The 19216-nt window shown below is 72.0% G+C and carries 18 protein-coding genes; 8 read left to right on the forward strand and 10 right to left on the reverse strand.

What is annotated here, in order from left to right; genetic code table 11:
• Window position 1 precedes the first annotated feature (1 nt).
• The 6 genes from RKE38_RS14300 to RKE38_RS14325 form a co-directional block, all read right to left on the reverse strand.
• On the reverse strand, window positions 2–1681 hold the full coding sequence (locus tag RKE38_RS14300) for a VanW family protein (RefSeq protein WP_316008154.1): 1680 nt from the start codon (window positions 1679–1681) through the stop codon (window positions 2–4).
• A gap of 11 nt (window positions 1682–1692) precedes the next feature.
• Window positions 1693–2187, reverse strand: coding sequence for a flavin reductase family protein (locus RKE38_RS14305; protein WP_316008155.1), 495 nt, complete (start codon window positions 2185–2187; stop codon window positions 1693–1695).
• Window positions 2184–3110, reverse strand: coding sequence for an N-acetyl-1-D-myo-inositol-2-amino-2-deoxy-alpha-D-glucopyranoside deacetylase (mshB, locus tag RKE38_RS14310; protein ID WP_316008156.1), 927 nt, complete (start codon window positions 3108–3110; stop codon window positions 2184–2186). Before mshB ends, RKE38_RS14305 begins: the two co-directional genes overlap by 4 nt.
• Window positions 3107–4852 carry an ABC transporter substrate-binding protein gene (locus RKE38_RS14315; protein WP_316008157.1) on the reverse strand — a complete coding sequence of 582 codons (1746 nt, stop codon included), beginning with the start codon at window positions 4850–4852 and terminating at the stop codon, window positions 3107–3109. The genes mshB and RKE38_RS14315 overlap by 4 nt, the downstream gene beginning before the upstream one ends.
• A 17-nt stretch (window positions 4853–4869) precedes the next feature.
• Window positions 4870–6753 carry a translational GTPase TypA gene (gene typA, locus RKE38_RS14320; protein ID WP_316008158.1) on the reverse strand — a complete coding sequence of 628 codons (1884 nt, stop codon included), beginning with the start codon at window positions 6751–6753 and terminating at the stop codon, window positions 4870–4872.
• Between the two features lie 99 nt (window positions 6754–6852).
• Entirely contained in the window at window positions 6853–7287 is a 435-nt protein-coding gene (locus RKE38_RS14325) for a (deoxy)nucleoside triphosphate pyrophosphohydrolase (RefSeq protein WP_316008159.1), read from the reverse strand.
• A gap of 175 nt (window positions 7288–7462) precedes the next feature.
• Here RKE38_RS14325 and RKE38_RS14330 point away from each other — a divergent pair, with 175 nt between their 5' ends.
• The 7 genes from RKE38_RS14330 (at window position 7463) to RKE38_RS14360 (ending at window position 14604) form a co-directional block, all read left to right on the forward strand.
• Window positions 7463–9142, forward strand: a complete 1680-nt coding sequence (locus RKE38_RS14330) for an ABC transporter substrate-binding protein (protein ID WP_316008160.1) — start codon at window positions 7463–7465, stop codon at window positions 9140–9142.
• Between the two features lie 98 nt (window positions 9143–9240).
• The gene (locus tag RKE38_RS14335; RefSeq protein ID WP_316008161.1) at window positions 9241–10251 is read left to right on the forward strand and encodes an ABC transporter permease; all 1011 of its coding nucleotides are present in this window, start codon (window positions 9241–9243) and stop codon (window positions 10249–10251) included.
• 5 nt (window positions 10252–10256) lie between these two features.
• Window positions 10257–11255, forward strand: a complete 999-nt coding sequence (locus RKE38_RS14340) for an ABC transporter permease (RefSeq protein ID WP_410055466.1) — start codon at window positions 10257–10259, stop codon at window positions 11253–11255.
• 7 nt (window positions 11256–11262) lie between these two features.
• On the forward strand, window positions 11263–12297 hold the full coding sequence (locus RKE38_RS14345; protein WP_316008163.1) for an ABC transporter ATP-binding protein: 1035 nt from the start codon (window positions 11263–11265) through the stop codon (window positions 12295–12297).
• Window positions 12294–13448 carry an oligopeptide/dipeptide ABC transporter ATP-binding protein gene (locus tag RKE38_RS14350; RefSeq protein ID WP_316008164.1) on the forward strand — a complete coding sequence of 385 codons (1155 nt, stop codon included), beginning with the start codon at window positions 12294–12296 and terminating at the stop codon, window positions 13446–13448. Before RKE38_RS14345 ends, RKE38_RS14350 begins: the two co-directional genes overlap by 4 nt.
• Window positions 13449–13574: 126 nt before the next feature.
• Complete coding sequence (locus RKE38_RS14355; protein ID WP_316008165.1) at window positions 13575–13883, forward strand: 4a-hydroxytetrahydrobiopterin dehydratase; 309 nt, start codon at window positions 13575–13577, stop codon at window positions 13881–13883.
• A 10-nt stretch (window positions 13884–13893) separates the two neighbouring features.
• Entirely contained in the window at window positions 13894–14604 is a 711-nt protein-coding gene (locus RKE38_RS14360; RefSeq protein WP_316008166.1) for a VIT family protein, read from the forward strand.
• 66 nt (window positions 14605–14670) lie between these two features.
• Here RKE38_RS14360 and RKE38_RS14365 read toward each other — a convergent pair whose 3' ends face one another.
• Window positions 14671–15471, reverse strand: a complete 801-nt coding sequence (locus tag RKE38_RS14365; protein WP_316008349.1) for an ABC transporter permease subunit — start codon at window positions 15469–15471, stop codon at window positions 14671–14673.
• Window positions 15461–16432: an ABC transporter ATP-binding protein gene (locus RKE38_RS14370; protein WP_316008167.1), complete on the reverse strand. Its 972-nt coding sequence runs from the start codon at window positions 16430–16432 to the stop codon at window positions 15461–15463. The genes RKE38_RS14365 and RKE38_RS14370 overlap by 11 nt, the downstream gene beginning before the upstream one ends.
• 143 nt (window positions 16433–16575) lie before the next feature.
• Here RKE38_RS14370 and RKE38_RS14375 point away from each other — a divergent pair, with 143 nt between their 5' ends.
• Window positions 16576–17859 carry a hemolysin family protein gene (locus tag RKE38_RS14375; RefSeq protein WP_316008168.1) on the forward strand — a complete coding sequence of 428 codons (1284 nt, stop codon included), beginning with the start codon at window positions 16576–16578 and terminating at the stop codon, window positions 17857–17859.
• Window positions 17860–17981: 122 nt separating this feature from the next.
• On the opposite strand, the gene RKE38_RS14380 is transcribed toward RKE38_RS14375, so the two are convergent.
• Together RKE38_RS14380 and RKE38_RS14385 are read right to left on the reverse strand one after the other, a co-directional pair.
• Window positions 17982–18158, reverse strand: a complete 177-nt coding sequence (locus tag RKE38_RS14380; RefSeq protein WP_316008169.1) for a hypothetical protein — start codon at window positions 18156–18158, stop codon at window positions 17982–17984.
• A 124-nt stretch (window positions 18159–18282) separates the two neighbouring features.
• On the reverse strand, window positions 18283–19125 hold the full coding sequence (locus RKE38_RS14385; protein ID WP_316008170.1) for an alpha/beta hydrolase: 843 nt from the start codon (window positions 19123–19125) through the stop codon (window positions 18283–18285).
• Window positions 19126–19216: the final 91 nt, after the last annotated feature.

A 19216-nucleotide genomic window follows, 5' to 3' on the forward strand; every position in this document is an offset into this window, starting at 1 on the left:
CTCAGCCGGCCTTCGGGTTGGTGCAGCGCACGTCGTCCTCGGGGATGTAGTGCGTGTTGAACTGCGAGGTCTTCACCTGCTTGCCGCCCTTGAGGAAGATGCGCGTGACCGTGACGTCGAACCCGGGCGTCGGGGTCTGCGGCACGCAGGATGCCCGGTCGTCGGTGATCTTGCGGGGCTGGACGACGTTGCGCCGCGGGCCCTTCACGGCCTTGATGTCCCACACCTTGGTGCCGTGGAACGTGACCGTCACCGAGTTCCCCGAGACCCCGGCCTGGATGAGGATGCCGTAGCCGGTGTCGTTCGTGAACCGGTTGTCGACGTCGGGCCAGGAGATCGTCGCCTCGCGGCCCTCGGGGTAGCGCGAGATGTAGAACGAGTGCGGGTGGTGCTCCTCGATCCGCGCACCGGAGAAGAAGATCGCGTTGAACAGCGTCGTCGAGAGCTGGGAGATGCCGCCGCCGTAGTCCTTGGTGAGCCGGCCGTTGACGATGACCGGGGCCGGGTTGTAGCCCTTCGCGGCGGTGCGCTGACCCAGGACGGCGTTGAGGCTGAACGTCTGCCCCGGCGCCACGTAGGTGCCGTTGAGCGTGCGGGCCGCGATGGTGATGTTCTCCGTGCGCGGCGGGTTGAAGGGGAACTGCGTCGAGAAGGTCGAGATCACCTCGCGCGGCTTGATCTTCTCCGCCTGCGCGGTCGTCAGCTTCGGCTGGACGACCTTGGCGGAGACCGTGGCGGTGCGGCCCGGGGCCGTCAGCGCGGGGACGAAGGCGCTCTTCACCGAGGTGTCGTCGAGAGTGGATCCCACGATCGCCGGCTGCACCACCGGAGTGGTCCCCCTGAAGGTGATCTTCGCGTCGCGGGCCGCCTTCTCCAGCCCGGCCGCTGCGGCGGCCTTGCGGACGGCGGCGACGAGCTTGGCCTCGTCGACCTGGGGCGAGAGCCGGCCCGAGTCGTCCGCGGTGACCGCGAGCGCCGGGGCGTATGCCGCGGGCTCGACCGTGAAGCGCTTGGAGCCGACGACGACGGTCACCGGCGCGGAAACCGCCGGCGTCGCGAACTCGCGGTTGGCGCGGTCGAGCTCGTCGGCGGACACCTTCGGGTCGACGGTGGCGAGCGCGGCCGTGACCGGAGTCGTGGCCGGCCAGCGGACGGCGACCGCGTCGGCCGTCCGGCCCACGTCGACGGAACGTCCCTGCACCGGCTGCACGACGGCCACCTTGCCGCCGGGGAAGGTGATGGCGCCCTCGACGACGGGGGTGTCGAGCGCCTTGGCGGCACCGCGGACCGCCGCCTCGAGCTTGCCCCGGTCGACCGCGACGGCGAGCTTCTGGTCTCCCCCGCCGGTCAGGTGCGCCCACAGGTCTGCGGGCTTGAGCGAGAACCCGGTGAGGCCCTCGACGGTGCCGGGCAGGTCGAGGCGCAGCCCGGCCTCGGCAGGGGTGAGCTCCTGCCTGGCGTCCCCGGCCACGAGGACCACCTTCTGGTCGCGGCGGTCGGCCAGCGCCCGGTCGAGGGTGCGCTCGGCCGACACCGGGCTCATGCCGCCGATCGGGACGCCCGCCACGCTGGTGTTGGCCGGGACGTGGCGGCCGAGGAAGTACGCCAGGCCGACGTAGCCGGCGACGAGGACGGTGAGGGCGACCGAGGCGCGCAGGGCCGCCGAGCCGTTCTCTCTCACGGGCACTCCCCTCAGCGCAGCGGCTGGTAGCGGCTGCGGTAGTAGACCAGCGCGTCGGCCGGGTGGTCGTTGCTGGAGAGGGACACTACTTCGCCGACGACGATGCTGTGGTCACCCGCGCGGTGCATGTCGGTGGTGCGCAGCTCGAGGGTCGCGAGGGCACCGTCCAGCAGGGCGACCCCCGTCCCGGGACCGCGGTGGTGGGCCACCCGGTCGAGCTGCCCGTGCAACGGCCGGCCCTGGGTGGAGAGCCACTCGGCGGTGGGACGCTGGTCGGCGGCGAGGATGCTCACGCCCCAGACGCCGGAGGCGGCGATCGCGTCGTGGAAACGGGCGTCGACCTCGACGCAGGCCAGGACGAGCATCGGCTCCATCGACACCGAGGTGACGGCGTTGGCCGTCATGGCGTGGTCGTGGCCGCCGGCGAAGGTCGTCAGGACGGTGACGCCCGTCGCGAACCGGCCCATGGCCAGGCGGAAGTGGTCGGCGTCGACGGGAGTGGTCACGACGACCCATCCAACAGGCCGGCGACCCTGCCCGCGCGGTGGGCGGCGCCCACGGCGCCCGCAGGGTCCGCGGCCGCGGTTGCGGTCCCGGCGATGCTGCCGGTCCGCGGGTCGAGCCGGGCGAAGCCCTCACGACCGGGCAGCCGGGCCGCGATGTCGTTGGACAACGCGTAGACGTCACCGCGCACGGTCACCTGGGTGACGTGCTGAGACAGCGCCTCCCGCTGCACCGGCAGCGCCTGCGGGTCCTGCACCGCGTGGGTCACCCACGGGTCGGCGACGACCGAGGGCGGGTACTCACCGTCCACCGGTGGCACGCTCCACCCCACGGTCAGCTCCGGGTGTGCGGCCAGCCACTCCCGGTCCTCACGGGCCCAGGACTGCGGCGTCAGCACGGCATACAGCGGCGGCTGCTCGTGGGCGGGCAGGGAGGCCACGGCCGCGCAGGTCACCCGGTGGGTCTGGATGTGGTCGGGGTGGCCGTAGCCGCCCTGCGCGTCGTAGGTGACCACGGCGGCGGGCCGCAGGCTCCGGACCACGGCGGCCACGAGGTCCGCGGCCTCGGCGGGGTCGGCGTTGACGAAGGCCGCGGGGTTGGCCGCGCTCGGGGTCCCGGCCATCCCCGAGTCGCGGTAGCGCGACAGCACCCCGCGACCGGGGTCGGCGCCGAGCACCTCCCACGTCGTGCCCAGGGCCGCCATGGCCCGGGACAGCTCACCGGCCCGGTGCGGTCCGAGGGCGTCGTCGTGGGCGGCGTCGAGGTGGAGCAGGTCGGGCGGGATGACCTCGCCCTCCTCGCCGAGCGTGCAGGTCAGCACGTGCACGGGGTGGCCGGCGCGCACGTAGTGCGCCATGGTCAGCCCGGTCGTCAGCGTCTCGTCGTCGGGGTGGGCGTGGACGAACAGCAGGGGTGGGCGGCTCACCGGCGCACCCCGACGTCCGCGAGGTCGACGAAGCCGCCGAGCGCCTCGTTCGCGGCGAACCCGGTGACCCGGCTGCCGGCGACGTAGAGGGAGCGCCGCTGGGCGAGCGCGACGAAGGCGCCGCGCTGGGCCAGGCCGGCGTCGAGGCGCGCCCACGCCGCGGCCCGCTGGCCCGGGTCGACGATGGTGCCGATGCGCGTGATCTCGGCGTTGACCTTGTCGTCGGCGAACCGGCCGTAGTCGCGTCCGGTGCTGGAGGCGGTGAGGTTGAGCCTGCTGTCGAACAGCGGCGGGATCACCGTCGAGGCCGACGGCCATGACGCGGCCCAGTTGGCCCAGAAGACGTCGGTCTGGTCCTGGCGGCCGGGCGCTGCGACAGCGGTGAAGTAGTCCTTCTCGATCGGCTGGAGGGTGACCGCGAAGCCGGCGTCCTGCCAGCCGTTCGAGAGCGCAGCCATCGCCTTGTCGGCCGTGGGTGTGGACCGGTACGCCACCCGGATCCGCACCGGCAGGGTCAGCCCGGCCTGCTGCAGCGCCGCCCTGGCCGCTGCGGGGTCGCCGCCGGGGCCGGCACCCGTGGGGTCGGCGTCGGTGTGGCCGGGCAGGGCCGGGCCGATGAGGCTGTACGCGACGATGGCCGCGCTCTCGCCGCCGAGGGCCGTGACGTACCCCTCGCGGCTGGTGGCCAGCGCCAGCGCCCGGCGCACGCGCTGGTCCCGCATGACGCCCTTGGCGACGTTGGGGGCGAGGTAGTCGACGAACTGCGACGAGGGGTTGATCGACCGGGCCCGCAGCCCGGAGTCGGACAGGATGCTCTGCTGCAGGGCGGGCGGCGCCGGGTCCAGGGTGACGGTCTGCCGGTGCTCGGGGTCGTCGGCGAGGACCTGCTGCACGGCGGTCTGGGACTCGGTGCCCTCGACGTAGCTGATGGTGTCGGGCAGGCCCTTGCGGATCGGGTCGGAAGCCTTGTCCCACTTGGGGTTCCGCACGAAGGTGCCGCCGGTGCTGGGGTCCCAGTCCCCCTTGAGCTGGTACGGGCCGCTGGAGAACACGGCGTACGTGCCCTCCTTGGGGCCCTTGTCCTGGTCCTTCTTCACCGGGGCGAAGGCGGGCGAGGTGACGACCTGGTCGAACTCGACCATGGGCGCGGCGAGGTGGAACGTGATGGTCGGGCCCTGGCAGGTGACGGCCTTGTCGAAGGCCGCCTGCCCCTTGGCGTCCTTGGCCCAGGGGCCCGCGTAGTCGGGCGTGCCGTCGGCCTTGCGCGGCAGGTCCAGGTAGGCCGCGGGGTAGTTGAGCCCCTCCGAGGCCATCGGCTGGGCGAACGACCTCGAGACGCCGTAGCGGACGTCGTCGCACGTCACCGGCGAGCCGTCCTGCCACCGCACGCCGTCGCGCAGCCGGTAGCTCCAGACCTTGTGGTCCTTGTCCGGCGTGCCCGGGCCCGTCGCCAGGTCGCCGACGACCGAGCGCTGGGCGGCGGCGTCGCGCCCGGGCGGGAACGCCGTGAGGGTGCGCAGGAACACGCGCCCGGCGAAGGCGATGTCCGGGGAGATCGACATCCGCTGCGGGTCCCACGTGGCGACCGGGCCGAGCGACAGCACGGTCAGCTCGCCCCTGGGGGCCGAGGCGGTGCCGCTGCCCTCACCCGCGCGCGGTGTGCAGGCGGTGGCCAGCGCCGTCACCAGCACGAGGCCGCCCGCGAGCAGCGGGCGGCCGAACGAGCGTCGTGCGTCCGTCACGCGCCGGCCTCCCCGGGTCAGGCGTTGCGCGCCCGGGCTGCCGCGCGGGCGCGCAGGGTCTGGTCGAGCTCGACCTTGCGGATGCGGACGGCGTCGGGGGTGACCTCGACGCACTCGTCCTCGCGGCAGAACTCCAGGCTCTGCTCGAGGCTGAGCTTGCGCGGCGGGACGATCTTCTCGAAGTTGTCCGAGGAGGAGGCACGCACGTTGGTGAGCTTCTTCTCCTTGGTGATGTTGACGTCCATGTCGTCGGCGCGGGAGTTCTCGCCGACGATCATGCCCTCGTACACCTCGGTGCCCGGGTCGGTGAAGAGCGTGCCGCGCTCCTGCAGGTTCACCATGGCGTATGCCGTGACGACACCCTGGCGGTCGGCGACCAGCGACCCGCTGACGCGGGTCGTGATGGTGCCGAACCACGGCTCGTAGTCCTCGAACACGTGGTGGGCGATGCCGGTGCCGCGCGTCTCGGTGAGGAACTCGGTGCGGAAGCCGATGAGGCCGCGGCTCGGGACGAGGAACTCCATCCGGATCCAGCCGGTGCCGTGGTTGACCATCTGCTCCATGCGGCCCTTGCGGGCGGCGAGGATCTGGGTGATCGCGCCGAGGAACTCCTCGGGGGTGTCGATGGTCAGGCGCTCGACCGGCTCGTGCAGCTTGCCGTCGACCTGCTTGGTGACCACCTGCGGCTTGCCGACGGTGAGCTCGTAGCCCTCGCGGCGCATCTGCTCGACGAGGATCGCCAGCGCGAGCTCGCCACGGCCCTGCACCTCCCAGGCGTCGGGGCGCTCGGTCGGCAGGACCCGCAGCGAGACGTTGCCGACGAGCTCCTTGTCGAGGCGGTCCTTGACCATGCGGGCGGTGACCTTGGAGCCGCGGACCCGGCCCACCATGGGGCTGGTGTTGGTGCCGATGGTCATCGAGATGGCCGGCTCGTCGACAGTGATGACGGGCAGCGCCACGGGGTTCTCGGCGTCGGCGAGGGTCTCGCCGATCATGATGTCGGGGATGCCCGCGATGGCGATGATGTCGCCGGGGCCGGCCGACTCGGCGGGCTTGCGCTCGAGCGCCTCGGTCATCAGCAGCTCGGTGATCTTGACCCGCTCGGTACTGCCGTCGGTCTTGATCCAGGCGACCTGCTGGCCCTTCCTGATCGTGCCGTTGTGCACGCGCAGGAGGGCGAGGCGGCCGAGGAAGTTGGACGCGTCGAGGTTGGTGACGTGGGCCTGCAGCGGCGCCTCGTCGTCGTAGGTCGGCGCCGGGATGGTGCCGAGGATGGTCTCGAACAGCGCCTCGAGGTTCTCGGCGTCCGGCAGGCCGCCGTTCTCGGGGCGGTTGAGCGAGGCGCGGCCGGCCTTGGCCGAGGCGTAGACGATGGGGAACTCGATCTGGTGCTCGTCGGCGTCGAGGTCCATGAACAGCTCGTAGACCTCGTCGACGACCTCCGCGATGCGGCTGTCCGGGCGGTCCACCTTGTTGATGCACAGGACGACCGGCATCTTGGCGGCCAGCGCCTTGCGCAGCACGAAGCGGGTCTGCGGGAGCGGGCCCTCCGAGGCGTCCACCAGCAGGACGACGCCGTCGACCATGGACAGGCCGCGCTCGACCTCGCCGCCGAAGTCGGCGTGGCCGGGGGTGTCGATGATGTTGATGGTGGCGCCGTCCGCGAGGCCGGCGTCCGCCGCGGCCTTGCCGCGGTAGTGGATGGCCGTGTTCTTCGCGAGGATGGTGATGCCCTTCTCGCGCTCGAGGTCGCCACTGTCCATCGCGCGCTCGTCGACGTGCTGGTGCTCGCCGAACGCGCCGGCCTCCCAGAGCATCTTGTCGACGAGCGTGGTCTTTCCGTGGTCGACGTGGGCAACGATGGCGACGTTGCGGATGTCGTCGCGGGTCTTCATGGGCATGGGGTCCATTGTCTCAGGGTTTCGGGGTGCTCCTGACCACGCCCTCCCGGGCGCCCGGGAGGGCCCTCCCCGGCCCCGTCCGCACCCGGGCGCCGGGCCTCAGCCCAGGCGGGCGGCGACCACGTCCACGATGGGCAGGTCCGCCGGGAGCCACGGCACGGCATACAGCTCCTCGCGGCCCAGCCAGCGCAGCTGGTCGTGGTCCTCGATGGGCGCCGGCTCCCCGGTCGTGATGCGCGCCCAGTAGACGGTCATCGCGTAGGCGCCACCGAGGGGCCACCGGCCGTCGGGCAGCGGCCCCGGGAGCACCTCTCCCACCTCGACCTCCACGCCGAGCTCCTCGAGGAGCTCGCGCCGCAGGGCCTCCACGACGCCCTCGCCGGGGTCGACCTTGCCGCCGGGGAACTCCCAGCCGCCGGCGAGGGCGGGTGGCTCGGTCCGGCGCGCGGCCAGCAGCCGCGTGGGCGCCGCGAGGTCGTCGACGATCGCGGCCCCGGCGACCGGTCGAGGCGCAGACTGGGCGTATTCGGGCATGGGTCTCACTTTTGTTAATTTCCGCGGCGGGACGGTTCGGCCACCGCACTTCTCGCTAGGGTCCCTCACCAACCGTAGAAGGTTTGCGCCCCGCACTCCTCCTCGGCAGGCACCATCGGCTACACCCCTGGCGCCCGACCGGGTCGACCAGAGTTCGCACACAAGCGAGGTATTCATGAAGCTCACGCGAAAGGCGGCCCCGGTCGCCTTGGCGACGACGCTGGCCCTCTCCCTTGCCGCCTGCGCCCAGTCCAACCGGGACAACGGCAGCGGCTCCTCGGGCGGCAGCGCCGGCAACCTCAAGGACACGATCACCTTCGGCGCCGCCGGCGCCCCCGAGCTGTTCGACCCCTTCTACGCCACTGACGGCGAGACCTTCCGGGTCACCCGGCAGATGATGGAGGGCCTCGTGGGCATCAAGCCCGGGACGGCCGACATCGAGCCGGAGCTCGCCACCAAGTGGGAGTCCTCGTCGGACGGCAAGGAGTGGACCTTCACCCTGCGCCAGGGCGTCAAGTTCTGGGACGGCACCCCGTTCAACGCCGCTGCGGTCTGCTACAACTTCGAGCGCATGTTCGACCAGAACGAGGTCGCCGCGGGTGGCCCCGCCGGCTACTGGGCCGACGTGATGGGCTCCTTCAAGTCCGACGCCAAGAACGCCCTGTACCAGGGCTGCACGGCCAAGGACGACATGACGGCCGTCATCAAGATCAGCCGCCCGACCTCGAAGTTCCCGACCGCCCTGTCGCTGGACTCGTTCTCCATGCAGTCCCCCAAGGCGCTCAAGGACGGCGACGCCAACAACGTCACCAAGCAGGGCGACGGCTTCGGCTACCCGGCATACTCCAAGAACCCGGTCGGCACCGGCCCGTACAAGCTCGAGAAGTTCGACGAGGCCAACAAGACGGTGACCCTGGTCGCCAACGACAGCTACTGGGGCGAGAAGCCGAAGACGAAGAAGATCGTCTTCAAGATCATCCCCGACGAGTCGACCCGTCGCCAGGAGCTCGAGGCCGGCAGCATCGACGGCTACGACCTGCCGAACCCCGCTGACTGGAAGGGCCTGAAGGACTCGGGCAACCAGCTGCTGATCCGCCCGGCGTTCAACATCCTCTACGTCGGCCTGAACCCGCAGCACAACCCGAAGCTCAAGGACCTCAAGGTCCGCCAGGCGCTCTACTACGCCATGAACCGCGACCAGCTCGTCAAGACCCAGCTGCCCGAGGGCGCCACGGTCGCGACGCAGTTCATGCCCGAGACGGTCGACGGCTACAACAAGTCGCTGCAGGCGTACCCGTACGACCCGGAGAAGGCCAAGAGCCTGCTCAAGGAGGCCGGCGCCGAGGGCATGACCCTCAACTTCGCCTACCCCTCCGACGTGTCGCGCCCGTACATGCCGAACCCGCAGAAGATCTACGAGGCGCTGCGTGGCGACCTCGAGAAGGTCGGCATCAAGGTCCAGGTCAGCACCAAGCCGTGGAACGGTGGCTACCTCGACACCGTCGACAACGGCGGCTACGACGCGTGGCTGCTCGGCTGGACCGGTGACTACAACTCGGCCGACAACTTCATCGGCACGTTCTTCTCCAACCTCAAGGCGAACGACTTCCACACCAGCGTGACCTCCTACGGCGCGCAGCTGTCGAAGGACCTCGAGGCAGCCGACTCGATCGTCGACGAGGGGCAGCGCGCCGCGGCCTACGAGAAGATCAACCAGCAGATCCAGGAGGACTACCTGCCGGGTCTGGCGATCAGCCACTCCCCGCCGGCCCTCGTCGTGAGCGACAAGGTGAAGGGCCTCATCCCGAGCCCGCTCACCGCGGAGACCTTCTCGACGGTGACCGTCAGCAAGTGACCCGAGGACTGACCTCGGTCAGCACTTCCTAAGACTGTGGCCGTCCCAGCACAATCGCCGGGACGGCCACAGTCGCGACTGAAGGAGATCGACCCCCCGTGCTCAGATTCATCCTCAGACGGCTGCTCCAGATGGTGGGCGTGGTCATCGTGCTCTCGATGCTCGTCTTCCTCTGGCTGCGGTCTCTCCCCGGCGGCACCGTGTCCGCCATGCTCGGCGAGCGGGCCACCCCCGCCCGGCGGGCCGCGCTGGAGAAGGCCCTGGGCCTCGACCAGCCGATCTACGTGCAGTACTGGGAGTTCGTGAAGCGGGCTCTGCAGGGCAAGTTCGGTGCCAGCACGGGGGTGCAGGCCGGTACCGACGCCTTCGACATCTTCCTGCAGCGCTTCCCCGCGACCATCGAGCTCGCCCTCTTCTCCATCCTCCTGGCGATCGTCGTCGGCATCCCGCTGGGCTACCTCGCCGCCCGCCGCCGGGCCTCGTGGTTCGACAACTTCTCGGTGGTCGGGTCCCTCATCGGCGTCGCGGTGCCGGTGTTCTTCCTGGCGTTCCTGCTCAAGTACTTCTTCGCGATCAAGCTGCACTGGCTGCCGGTGTCCGGTCGCCAGGACTCGAGCATCGACGCCACCCGCGTGACCGGCTTCTTCGTCCTCGACGGCCTGCTCACCCGTGAGTGGGACTCCGCCTGGGACGCCGTGAAGCACCTGATCCTCCCGAGCTTGGCGCTGGCGACGATCCCCTTCGCGGTGATCTTCCGGATCACCCGGGCGGCCGTCCTCGACGTCATGGACGAGGACTACGTGCGCACCGCCGAGTCCAAGGGCCTGACCCGTCGCGTCATCCGCGGCCGGCACGTCCTGCGCAACGCCCTCCTGCCGGTTGTGACGACCATCGGCCTGCAGACCGGCGGCCTGCTCGTCGGCGCGGTGCTGACCGAGCGCGTGTTCAGCTGGGGCGGCCTCGGCGAGGCCACGGCCCTGTCGTTCGAGCGGCGCGACTACGCCGTGCTCCAGGTGCTGCTGCTCATGTTCGCCATCACCTTCGTCGTGATCAACCTGCTGGTCGACATCGCGTATGCCGTGATCGACCCCCGAATCCGGACGAGGTGAAGCCGGTGCCCAACCCCCTCAACCCCAGTACGAAGAAACAGCGCATCGACGACCTGGCCGCCTCCACCGCCGGTGGCGGCGTGGCCCTCGCCGAGCGCAGCGTCGGCGACGCCGGGCACGTCGAGGAGTCGGCGGGTGTCTCGCTCATCGCGAGCGCCTGGCGACGGCTGCGCGGCAACCCCGTGTTCCTCCTCGGCGCCACGATCAGCGCGCTGTTCGTCCTGCTCGCCATCTTCGCCCCGCTCCTGGCGCCGCACGACCCCACCGCGCGGCTGCTCATCGACCAGGTCCGCCCGCAGACCAACCCGATCCCCGGGGCGCAGCCTGGCTACCCGCTCGGCGCCGACTCCTCGGGCCGCGACCTGCTGTCGCGGTTGATCGTCGGGAGCCGCCAGACCCTGATCGTCGGCGTCCTGGCCACCCTGTTCGGCTTCGTCGGTGGCCTCTCCCTGGGCACCCTCGCCGGGGCCTTCGGCGGCTGGGTCGACTCCTTCGTCATGCGCGCGGTCGACGTCATGCTGTCGATCCCCTCGCTCCTGCTCGCCGTCTCGATCGCGGCCCTCGCCCCGAAGCCGAGCCAGTGGACCGTCATCATCGCCATCGCGGTGGTCCAGGTCCCGATCTTCGCCCGGCTGCTGCGCGGGTCGCTGCTCGCCCAGCGGGCCAGCGACCACGTGCTCGCCGCACGGGCGCTCGGCGTGAAGCGGTCCGCCATCGTGTTCCGGCACATGCTGCCGAACGCGCTGGGACCGGTCATCGTCCAGGCGACGCTCGTGCTCGCCGGCGCGATCATCGACGCCGCCGCCCTGTCCTTCCTCGGCGTCGGCAACCCCGACGACCGCCAGCCGGAGTGGGGCCAGATGCTCGGTGCCGCCCAGGAGTACATCTACGACAACCCGGCCCTCGCCGTGTGGCCCGCGCTGTGCATCATCGTCGTGGCCCTGGGCTTCACCCTCATGGGTGAGTCGCTGCGCGAGGCCCTCGACCCCAAGAGCCGGAGGTAACCGACTCATGACTGAACTAGTGGAGAACGTCCGCAGCTCGCGCACGGACGGCAGCGAGCCGCTGCTGTCGGTCCGCGACCTGACCGTCACGTTCCGCCGTTCCGGCGAGGAGCCGTTCGTGGCCGTCGACGGCGTCAGCTTCGACGTCCGCCCCGGCCAGACCGTCGGCCTCGTCGGCGAGTCCGGCTGTGGCAAGTCGGTGACGTCCCTGGCGATCATGGGCCTGCTGCCCACGCGCGGCGTGACGGTCGAGGGCGAGGTGCTGTTCAACGGCGCCGACCTGCTCAAGGAGTCCCCCGACCAGATGCGCGACCGGCGCGGCCGCGACCTGGGCATGATCTTCCAGGACCCGCTGTCGTCGCTGAACCCCGTCGTGCCCATCGGGCTGCAGGTGACCGAGGTGCTCGAGCGGCACCGCGGCCTGTCGCGCAAGGCGGCCAGGCCGATCGCGCGCGAGATGCTCGACAAGGTCGGCATCCCCGACCCCGACCGCCGGCTCAAGGACTACCCGCACCAGCTGTCCGGCGGCATGCGCCAGCGCGCCCTCATCGCGATGGCCCTGGCCTGCGAGCCGCGCCTGCTCATCGCCGACGAGCCCACGACCGCGCTCGACGTGACCATCCAGGCGCAGATCCTGGCGCTGCTCAAGGAGCTCGTCGAGGACACCGGAACCGCGCTGATCATGATCACGCACGACCTCGGCGTCGTCGCCGGCCTCGTCGACCGGGTCAACGTCCTCTACGGCGGAAAGATCGTCGAGCGCGGCGACCGGCACCCGCTGTTCGCCGAGCCGCGGCACCCGTACACCACCGGGCTGCTCGGCTCCATCCCCCGTCTCGACGGGTCCCGCGGCGAGCGCCTTCGCCCGATCCCCGGGTCGGTCGCGGACAACCTGCCGTGGACGTCCGCCTGCGCGTTCGCGCCCCGGTGCCCGAACGCGGTCGACGAGTGCGTGCAGCACATGCCCGAGCTCGTCGAGGAGGGGTCGCGCGCCCTGCGCTGCTTCAACCCCGTGCGCCCCAGCCAGGAGGAGAGCCGATGACCGCCACCGCCGAGACCCGCTCGACGGACGGCGCCGACGACCGCGAGGTCCTGGTCGACGTCAAGGACGTGAAGGTCCACTTCCCCATCAAGAAGGGCGTCATCTTCGACCGCACGGTCGGCTACGTCTACGCCGTCGACGGCGTGGACCTGCAGATCCGCAAGGGCGAGACCTACGGCCTGGTCGGCGAGTCCGGCTGCGGCAAGTCCACCCTCGGCCGGGCCATCCTCAACCTCGAGCCCCCCACCGCGGGCAGCGTCGAGTTCGACGGTGTCGACATCGCCTCGCTCAGGGGCGAGGAGCTGCGGCGCAAGCGCCAGGACATCCAGATGGTCTTCCAGGACCCGATGGGCAGCCTGGACCCGCGCCAGTCGGTCGAGTCGCTGCTCCTGGAGGGCATGAAGGCGCACGGCCTGGCCAAGGACGAGAAGCAGGCGTCGGCCCGGCTGCGCGAGCTGCTCAAGGCCGTCGGCCTGCCGCCGGCGGCGCTGCGCAAGTACCCGCACGAGTTCTCCGGCGGCCAGCGCCAGCGCATCGGGATCGCCCGGGCCCTGTCTGTCAACCCCAAGCTGATCGTCGCGGACGAGCCGGTCTCGGCCCTCGACGTGTCCGTGCAGGCGCAGGTGATCAACCTGCTCGAGGAGCTCCAGGACGAGTACGGCCTGACCTACCTGGTCATCGCGCACGACCTGGCGGTGGTGCGGCACATCAGCGACCGGATCGGCGTCATGTACCTCGGCTCCCTCGTCGAGGAGGCCGAGGCGGAGGACCTGTACGACAACCCGCTGCACCCGTACACGCGGGCGCTCATGTCCGCGGTGCCAGTGCCGGACCCGCTCGTCGAGGACCGCCGCGAGCGCATCCTGCTGACCGGCGACCTCCCCTCGCCCGCCAACCCGCCGAGGGGCTGCCGGTTCCACACCCGGTGCCCGTGGCGGCAGGAGACGAAGTGCGACACCGACCGGCCGCAGCTGCGGGTGGTGCAGGTGGACGGTGTCCCCGGCAGCCACCGGGTCGCGTGCCACTGGGCCGAGCAGATCGCGTCCGGCGAGCTGAAGCCGCACGACGTCAAGGCCGTGGCGACCGAGCAGCACGAGCAGGGCGGCAACGCCGACTTCATGGGCCCGGCCTCGGTGCAGGAAGCACTCTGAGGTCCGTCCCCACCCCCAGCGGTATGCCGCGTGCGCACCTGCGCACGCGGCATACCGCTGTCCGGGGCCGGGCAGGTGAGGCTCGCCTTCCATGACAGGCGGGGCCGTCCTTGCCAGAGTGTGCCCATGGCCAGGTTGCTGAACGACGAGGAGATCGGTCGCCAGCTGCGCGACCTGCCCGGGTGGGGCCGCGACGGGAACGCGATCCGCGCCACCTACGAGGCACCGGACTTCCCCACCGCGATCCGGCTCGTCGACGACGTGGCGCAGGACGCCGAGCAGATGGACCACCACCCCGACATCGACATCCGGTGGCGCGCGGTCCGGTTCACGTGCGCGACGCACTCCGAGGGCGGGCTCACCCAGCTCGACGTCGAGCTGGCGCACCGCATCCGCGAGGCAGCCGCCCGCCTGGGGGCGACGTCCGGTGAGTGAGGAGACCGAGGTGAGCAGGATCCCGCACACCGGCGAGGCGCACAGCCAGGGCATCGGGCAGCGGCTGAACTGGCTGCGGGCCGGCGTGCTCGGTGCCAACGACGGCATCGTGTCCACCGCCGGCATCGTCATCGGCGTCGCGGCCGCCACGACCAGCCGGGGCGCGATCCTCACGGCGGGTGTCGCCGGCCTGGCCGCGGGCGCGATGAGCATGGCGGCGGGCGAGTACGTCTCGGTGAGCACCCAGCGCGACACCGAGAAGGCGCTGCTCGCCAAGGAGGAGCGCGAGCTGCGCGAGATGCCGGAGGAGGAGCTCGAGGAGCTCACCGAGATCTACCGCGCCAAGGGCCTGAGCCCCGAGCTCGCCCACGAGGTGGCCGTGCAGCTGACCGAGCACGACGCGCTCGGGGCGCACGCGGAGGCCGAGCTCGGCATCGACCCGGACGACCTGACCAACCCCTGGCACGCCGCCTGGGCCTCGATGCTGGCGTTCACCATCGGCGCCCTGCTGCCGCTCGTCGCGATCCTCGTCGTGCCGGTGTCGGCGCGGGTGTGGGTCACGGCCGTCGCCGTGGCGCTCGCGCTGGCGGTCACCGGGTGGGCCAGCGCGCGGCTCGGCGGAGCCAGGGTGCAGCCGGCGGTGCTGCGCAACGTGGGTGGCGGTGTGCTCGCCATGGTCGTGACCTACGGCATCGGCGCCCTGGTGGGCACCCAGCTCTGACGCCCCCTCGGGCGCAGACGGTCCGCGCCCGAGCCACCTGCGGCGGCGCGGGCACGGCCCTGAGCCCTACCCGCGGACGTCGCGCCGGCGGAAGCCCCAGACGGCCACGGCGACGAGGACCGCGAACGTCGCCAGCGCCACACCGAGCGCGGGGTAGGAGATCCCGGTGCGCAGCGGGTCGTGCGCCGCGTACTGGTAGAACGGCGAGAACCGCTGGAAGGGCTCGAGCCAGTCCACCATCGACCCCAGGCCGTTGACGAGGTACGCCACGACGACCAGGCCTGCTGCCGCGCCCCGCGCGAGGCCGGCGTGGCCGGTGCCCGCACCGACTGCGAGCGCGACGCCGCCGAAGACCAGGGAGAGGGCGGCGAGGTGGGTCATCGCCGCGACGACACCCGACAGGGGCAGGTGCAGGTCGAACGCCGCCCCCTCGAGCACCAGGGCCGCTCCGGTGACGACGACGAGCAGGACGGTGCCGATCACGAGCGCCAGCGCCTTGTCGAGCAGGACCCGGGTCCGGCTCACGGGGGCGCCGAGCAGCAGGTCGAGGCTATGCCGGTCCTCCTCGCCGGCCACGGCCGAGGAGCCCTGGCCGACCGCGTAGATGATGAGCAGCGCGGGAGCCATGAAGGACATGAGCTCGATCTGGATGTAGCCGGTCGGGGTCGACATGTCGGCGCCGGCCGTGGCGAACAGGGAGCGGAACGCCTCCGGCATCTGGTCGAGGAAGTCGCTCATCGACGGCTGGTCGCGCAGGCTGGGCCAGATCGCGGCATACAGCAGCACGACGAGCACGATCGAGCTGACCCAGCCCACGAGCGCCCGCCGCTGGTCGAAGAGGGTCTTGCGCCAGACGTCAGCCAGCATCGTCACCACCCCCGGTGTAGTAGCCCAGGAAGGCCTCCTCGAGCTCGGCCTCCGTGCAGGTCAGGTCGCGCAGCCGGTGCCGGCTCAGGGCCTTGACCACGCCGTCCAGCGACGCCTCGGGTGCCTTGCAGACCAGGTCGTGCCCCTGCACGGACAGGTCGCGCACCCCCTCGACGGCGGCGAACTCCGCGGCGTCGACGGGTGTCGCGAGGGTGGCCCGGACGTGGTGCAGGGAGCGGGCCCGGAGCGCCTCGAGACCCTCCACCGCGACCAGCCGGCCCTGGCGGAGCACGGCGACGCGGTCGGCCACCCGCTGCACCTCGGCCAGCACGTGCGAGCTCAGCAGGACGGAGCCACCTGCCTGCGCCTGCTCGCGCACGCACCGCTTGAACTCCTGCTGCGCCATCGGGTCGAGGCCGTTCGTCGGCTCGTCCAGCACGAGCAGGTCGACCGGGGCCATCATCGCCAGGACGAGGGCGAGCTTCTGCCGGTTGCCGCGGGACAGCTCACCGCCGCGGCGCGAGAGGTCGAGGTCGAAGCGCTCGGCCAGCTCGCGGGCACGCCGGTGGTGGCGCAGCCCCCGCAGCGAGCCGAGGAACTCCAGGTGCTGCTCCCCGGTGAGCCGCGGGTAGATGCCGCCCTCGCCGGACAGGTAGCCGACGCGCCGGCGCACGGCGACGGAGTCGGCCCAGGCGTCGTGCCCGCACACGAGAGCCGAACCCGTCGTGGGGCGGAGCAGCCCCATGAGCAGCCGCAGGGTGGTCGTCTTGCCGGCTCCGTTCGGCCCGAGGTAGCCGAACACCTCGCCGGGTTCGATGCGCAGGTCGAGGTCGCGCAGCGCCCAGACGGAGCCGAACCGCTTGCCGAGGCCGGTGGTCTGCACCACCGGCTCCTCGGTACGGCGCGCAGCCTCGGCCGGCGTGACGGGCGTGCGGACGGTGGGTGGGCTCCCGGTGCTCATGGCGGCCTCCTCCCACCACACGCTCCCGGTCACGGGGACCGGGGCACAGGGACGAAGGGCCCGAGCGGAACTTCGCCGGCCGTTTGGTCGTTGGACGCGACTCAGGCCCTCTCCCCTACCAGGACCGGTGATCCCACCCCGCCATGTCCGGCTACTGGCTCGACATCGCCCTCGTCGCCCTGCTCGTCCTCCTCAACGCGGTCTTCGCCGGCAGCGAGATGGCCCTGGTCTCGCTCCGTGAGGGGCAGCTGCGGCAGCTGGAGCGGGACGGCTCAGCCCGCTCGCAGCGGCTGGTCCGCCTGGCCCGCGACCCCAACCGGTTCCTCGCGACCATCCAGATCGGCATCACCCTCGCCGGCTTCCTCGCCTCGGCGACGGCTGCCGTGTCGCTGGCCGAGCCGCTCGTGCCGCACCTGCGCTTCCTGGGTTCGGCCGCCGAGGCGCTGTCCGTGGCCGTCGTGACGCTGGTGCTGTCGTTCCTCACCCTGGTGCTCGGGGAGCTGGCCCCCAAGCGGCTGGCGATGCAGTGGGCCCTGCCGTGGGCGTCGACGGTGGCCCGCCCGCTCGACCTGCTGTCGACCGTGGCGCGGCCCGCCGTCGCCCTGCTCAGCGCCTCGACCAACGTCGTCGTCCGGTTGCTGGGCGGGCGCCCCGACGCCGAGGGCGAGGAGCTGTCGGCCGCCGAGCTGCGCGACCTCGTGACGAGCAACCCCGAGCTCGACCACGACCAGCGCGAGATCATCAGCGGCGCCCTGGAGCTGCACGAGCGGATCCTGCGGCAGGTGCTGGTGCCCCGCGGTGCCGTCCTGTCGCTGCCCGCGGAGACGCCGGTCGCCCAGGCGCGCGAGGAGATGGCCCGCGCCGGCCACTCCAGGGTGCCCATCACCCGGGGCAACCACCTCGACCGCGTCCTGGGCATCGTCCACTGGGGTGCCGTCATCCACGGTGACGACGAGCCCGTCGGCGCGCGCGTCCAGCCGGCGCTCATGCTGCCCGACACCGTGCGGGTGTCCGAGGCCCTGCGCCGGTTCAAGGAGGAGCGGCAGCAGATGGCGATCGTCGTCGACGAGCACGGCTCGGTCGACGGCATCGTCACGCTCGAGGACCTGCTCGAGGAGCTCGTCGGCGAGATCTGGGACGAGACCGACCGCGACGTGCTCGCGGCCCACCGGCACGACGACGGCTCGGTCACGCTGCCCGGCACCTTCCCCGTCCACGACCTCACCGACGTGGGGGTCGAGCTCGCGGTCGCGCCCTCGACCGACTACGCCACCGTGGCGGGCCTGGTGCTCAAGGAGCTCGGCCGGGTGCCGCAGGGTCCCGGGGACGTCGTGGCCGTCGGAGGCTGGACGATCGAGGTCACCCGGGTCGCGCACCACGCCGTCACCCAGGTCCGGATGCGCCGTCCGGAGGTGGACCCGGTCTGAGCCGGCGGCACCAGGGGGCGGCGGCGAGGGCCGGCGTGTGCCGCGGGCCGCCGGGCCGGCGTGTGCCGGGTGCCGGCACCCGGCACACCCCTCGCCTCCCCCGGCTCCGGGGGACGCCGGGGTCACTGGCAGAGCTGGGTGCCCGTCGGCAGGAAGCGGGGCGGGACGGCCGAGATCGGACGCGGGTCCTGGCGGAACGTCGAGCAGAACGCCTTGGTGAGCTCGTAGTTGTAGACGCCGACCACGATGGCCGACGCCGACAGGAGGATCAGCACCCCCATGGTCACGCTCTTGATCACGAGAGGCAGTGTGGGGCCGGGAGGGCCAGGACGGGTGGAGATCACACCGTCCTCCGCCCTTTGGATGAGGCCGGTTGTCAGGGTCTGTACCGGTTCGTGGCCATCTGGAGTCGGTGGCGCGCGGTCAGGAGCCGGAGGAGGCGCCCGTCACCGCGGCGGGCTCGCCGACGGCGATCCGCGCCATCGCCGCGAGCGAGGCCGTGCCGGGCGCCAGGTAGTCGTTGTGGCCGTAGGCGCCGTCCACTGGAAGCGGCAGGGCGCCGAACGACGGGGCAGTGGGGTCGGCCCCGTGGCCGAGGTCGCCGTACCGGGTGTAGGGCACGAGGCCGATGGGGTCCCCCTCCGCACGCCCCGCCCAGACCCGCGCGGTGGTGCCGAGGTCGGCCCGGCGCTCGACGTCCATGCCGGGTGAGCCGATCGCGACGATGTCCGCGACGTGCAGGTGCGACGCGGCGTGGCCGCACACGACCGAGCCGTAGCTGTGGCACACCAGGGTGACGTTGGCCGTGTGCGGGAGGGTCGCGACGAAACGGGCCAGGCGGGGTGCGCCGGCCACCGCCCGGTCCGAGCGCGCGGCGGCCACCCCGAGGTCCTGCGGGGGGTCGTAGTCGAGCCACACCACCACCGCGGACTCGTGCGCCGGGTCGTCCTGCCGCATCCTGGCCAGCAGCGCCCGGGCCTGGACCGCCGGGTGCCGGCGGGTGGCTGCGGTCTCGTCGGCGATGAGCGGGCCGGTCCACGACACCCCCGGGACGAGGACGGCGACGTGGCGCGCCCGGGTGAGGTCACCGAACACCTCGACGATGCGCCCGGCGCCGAGGGAGTCCTCCGAGAGGACGTGGGCCACGACGGCACCCGGTGCGGTGCGGACGACGGCGTTGTCGGAGATCTCCTGCGCCGCTGCCGGGCTGACCCAGACGCCGCCGACGAGGGCAGCGGACAGCAGCAGGGGGTAACGCTTCTTCACGGGCGGGGCGGCCTGGTCGGGTCTGCCGGCCGGGGCAGGAGGGGTTCAGCGAGTCAGGGTGGCACAGGAGTCTGTGAGTTCCCTCGGGGCA

Source organism: Phycicoccus sp. M110.8, from assembly GCF_032464895.1.
In the GTDB taxonomy this organism is placed as follows: Bacteria; Actinomycetota; Actinomycetes; order Actinomycetales; family Dermatophilaceae; genus Pedococcus.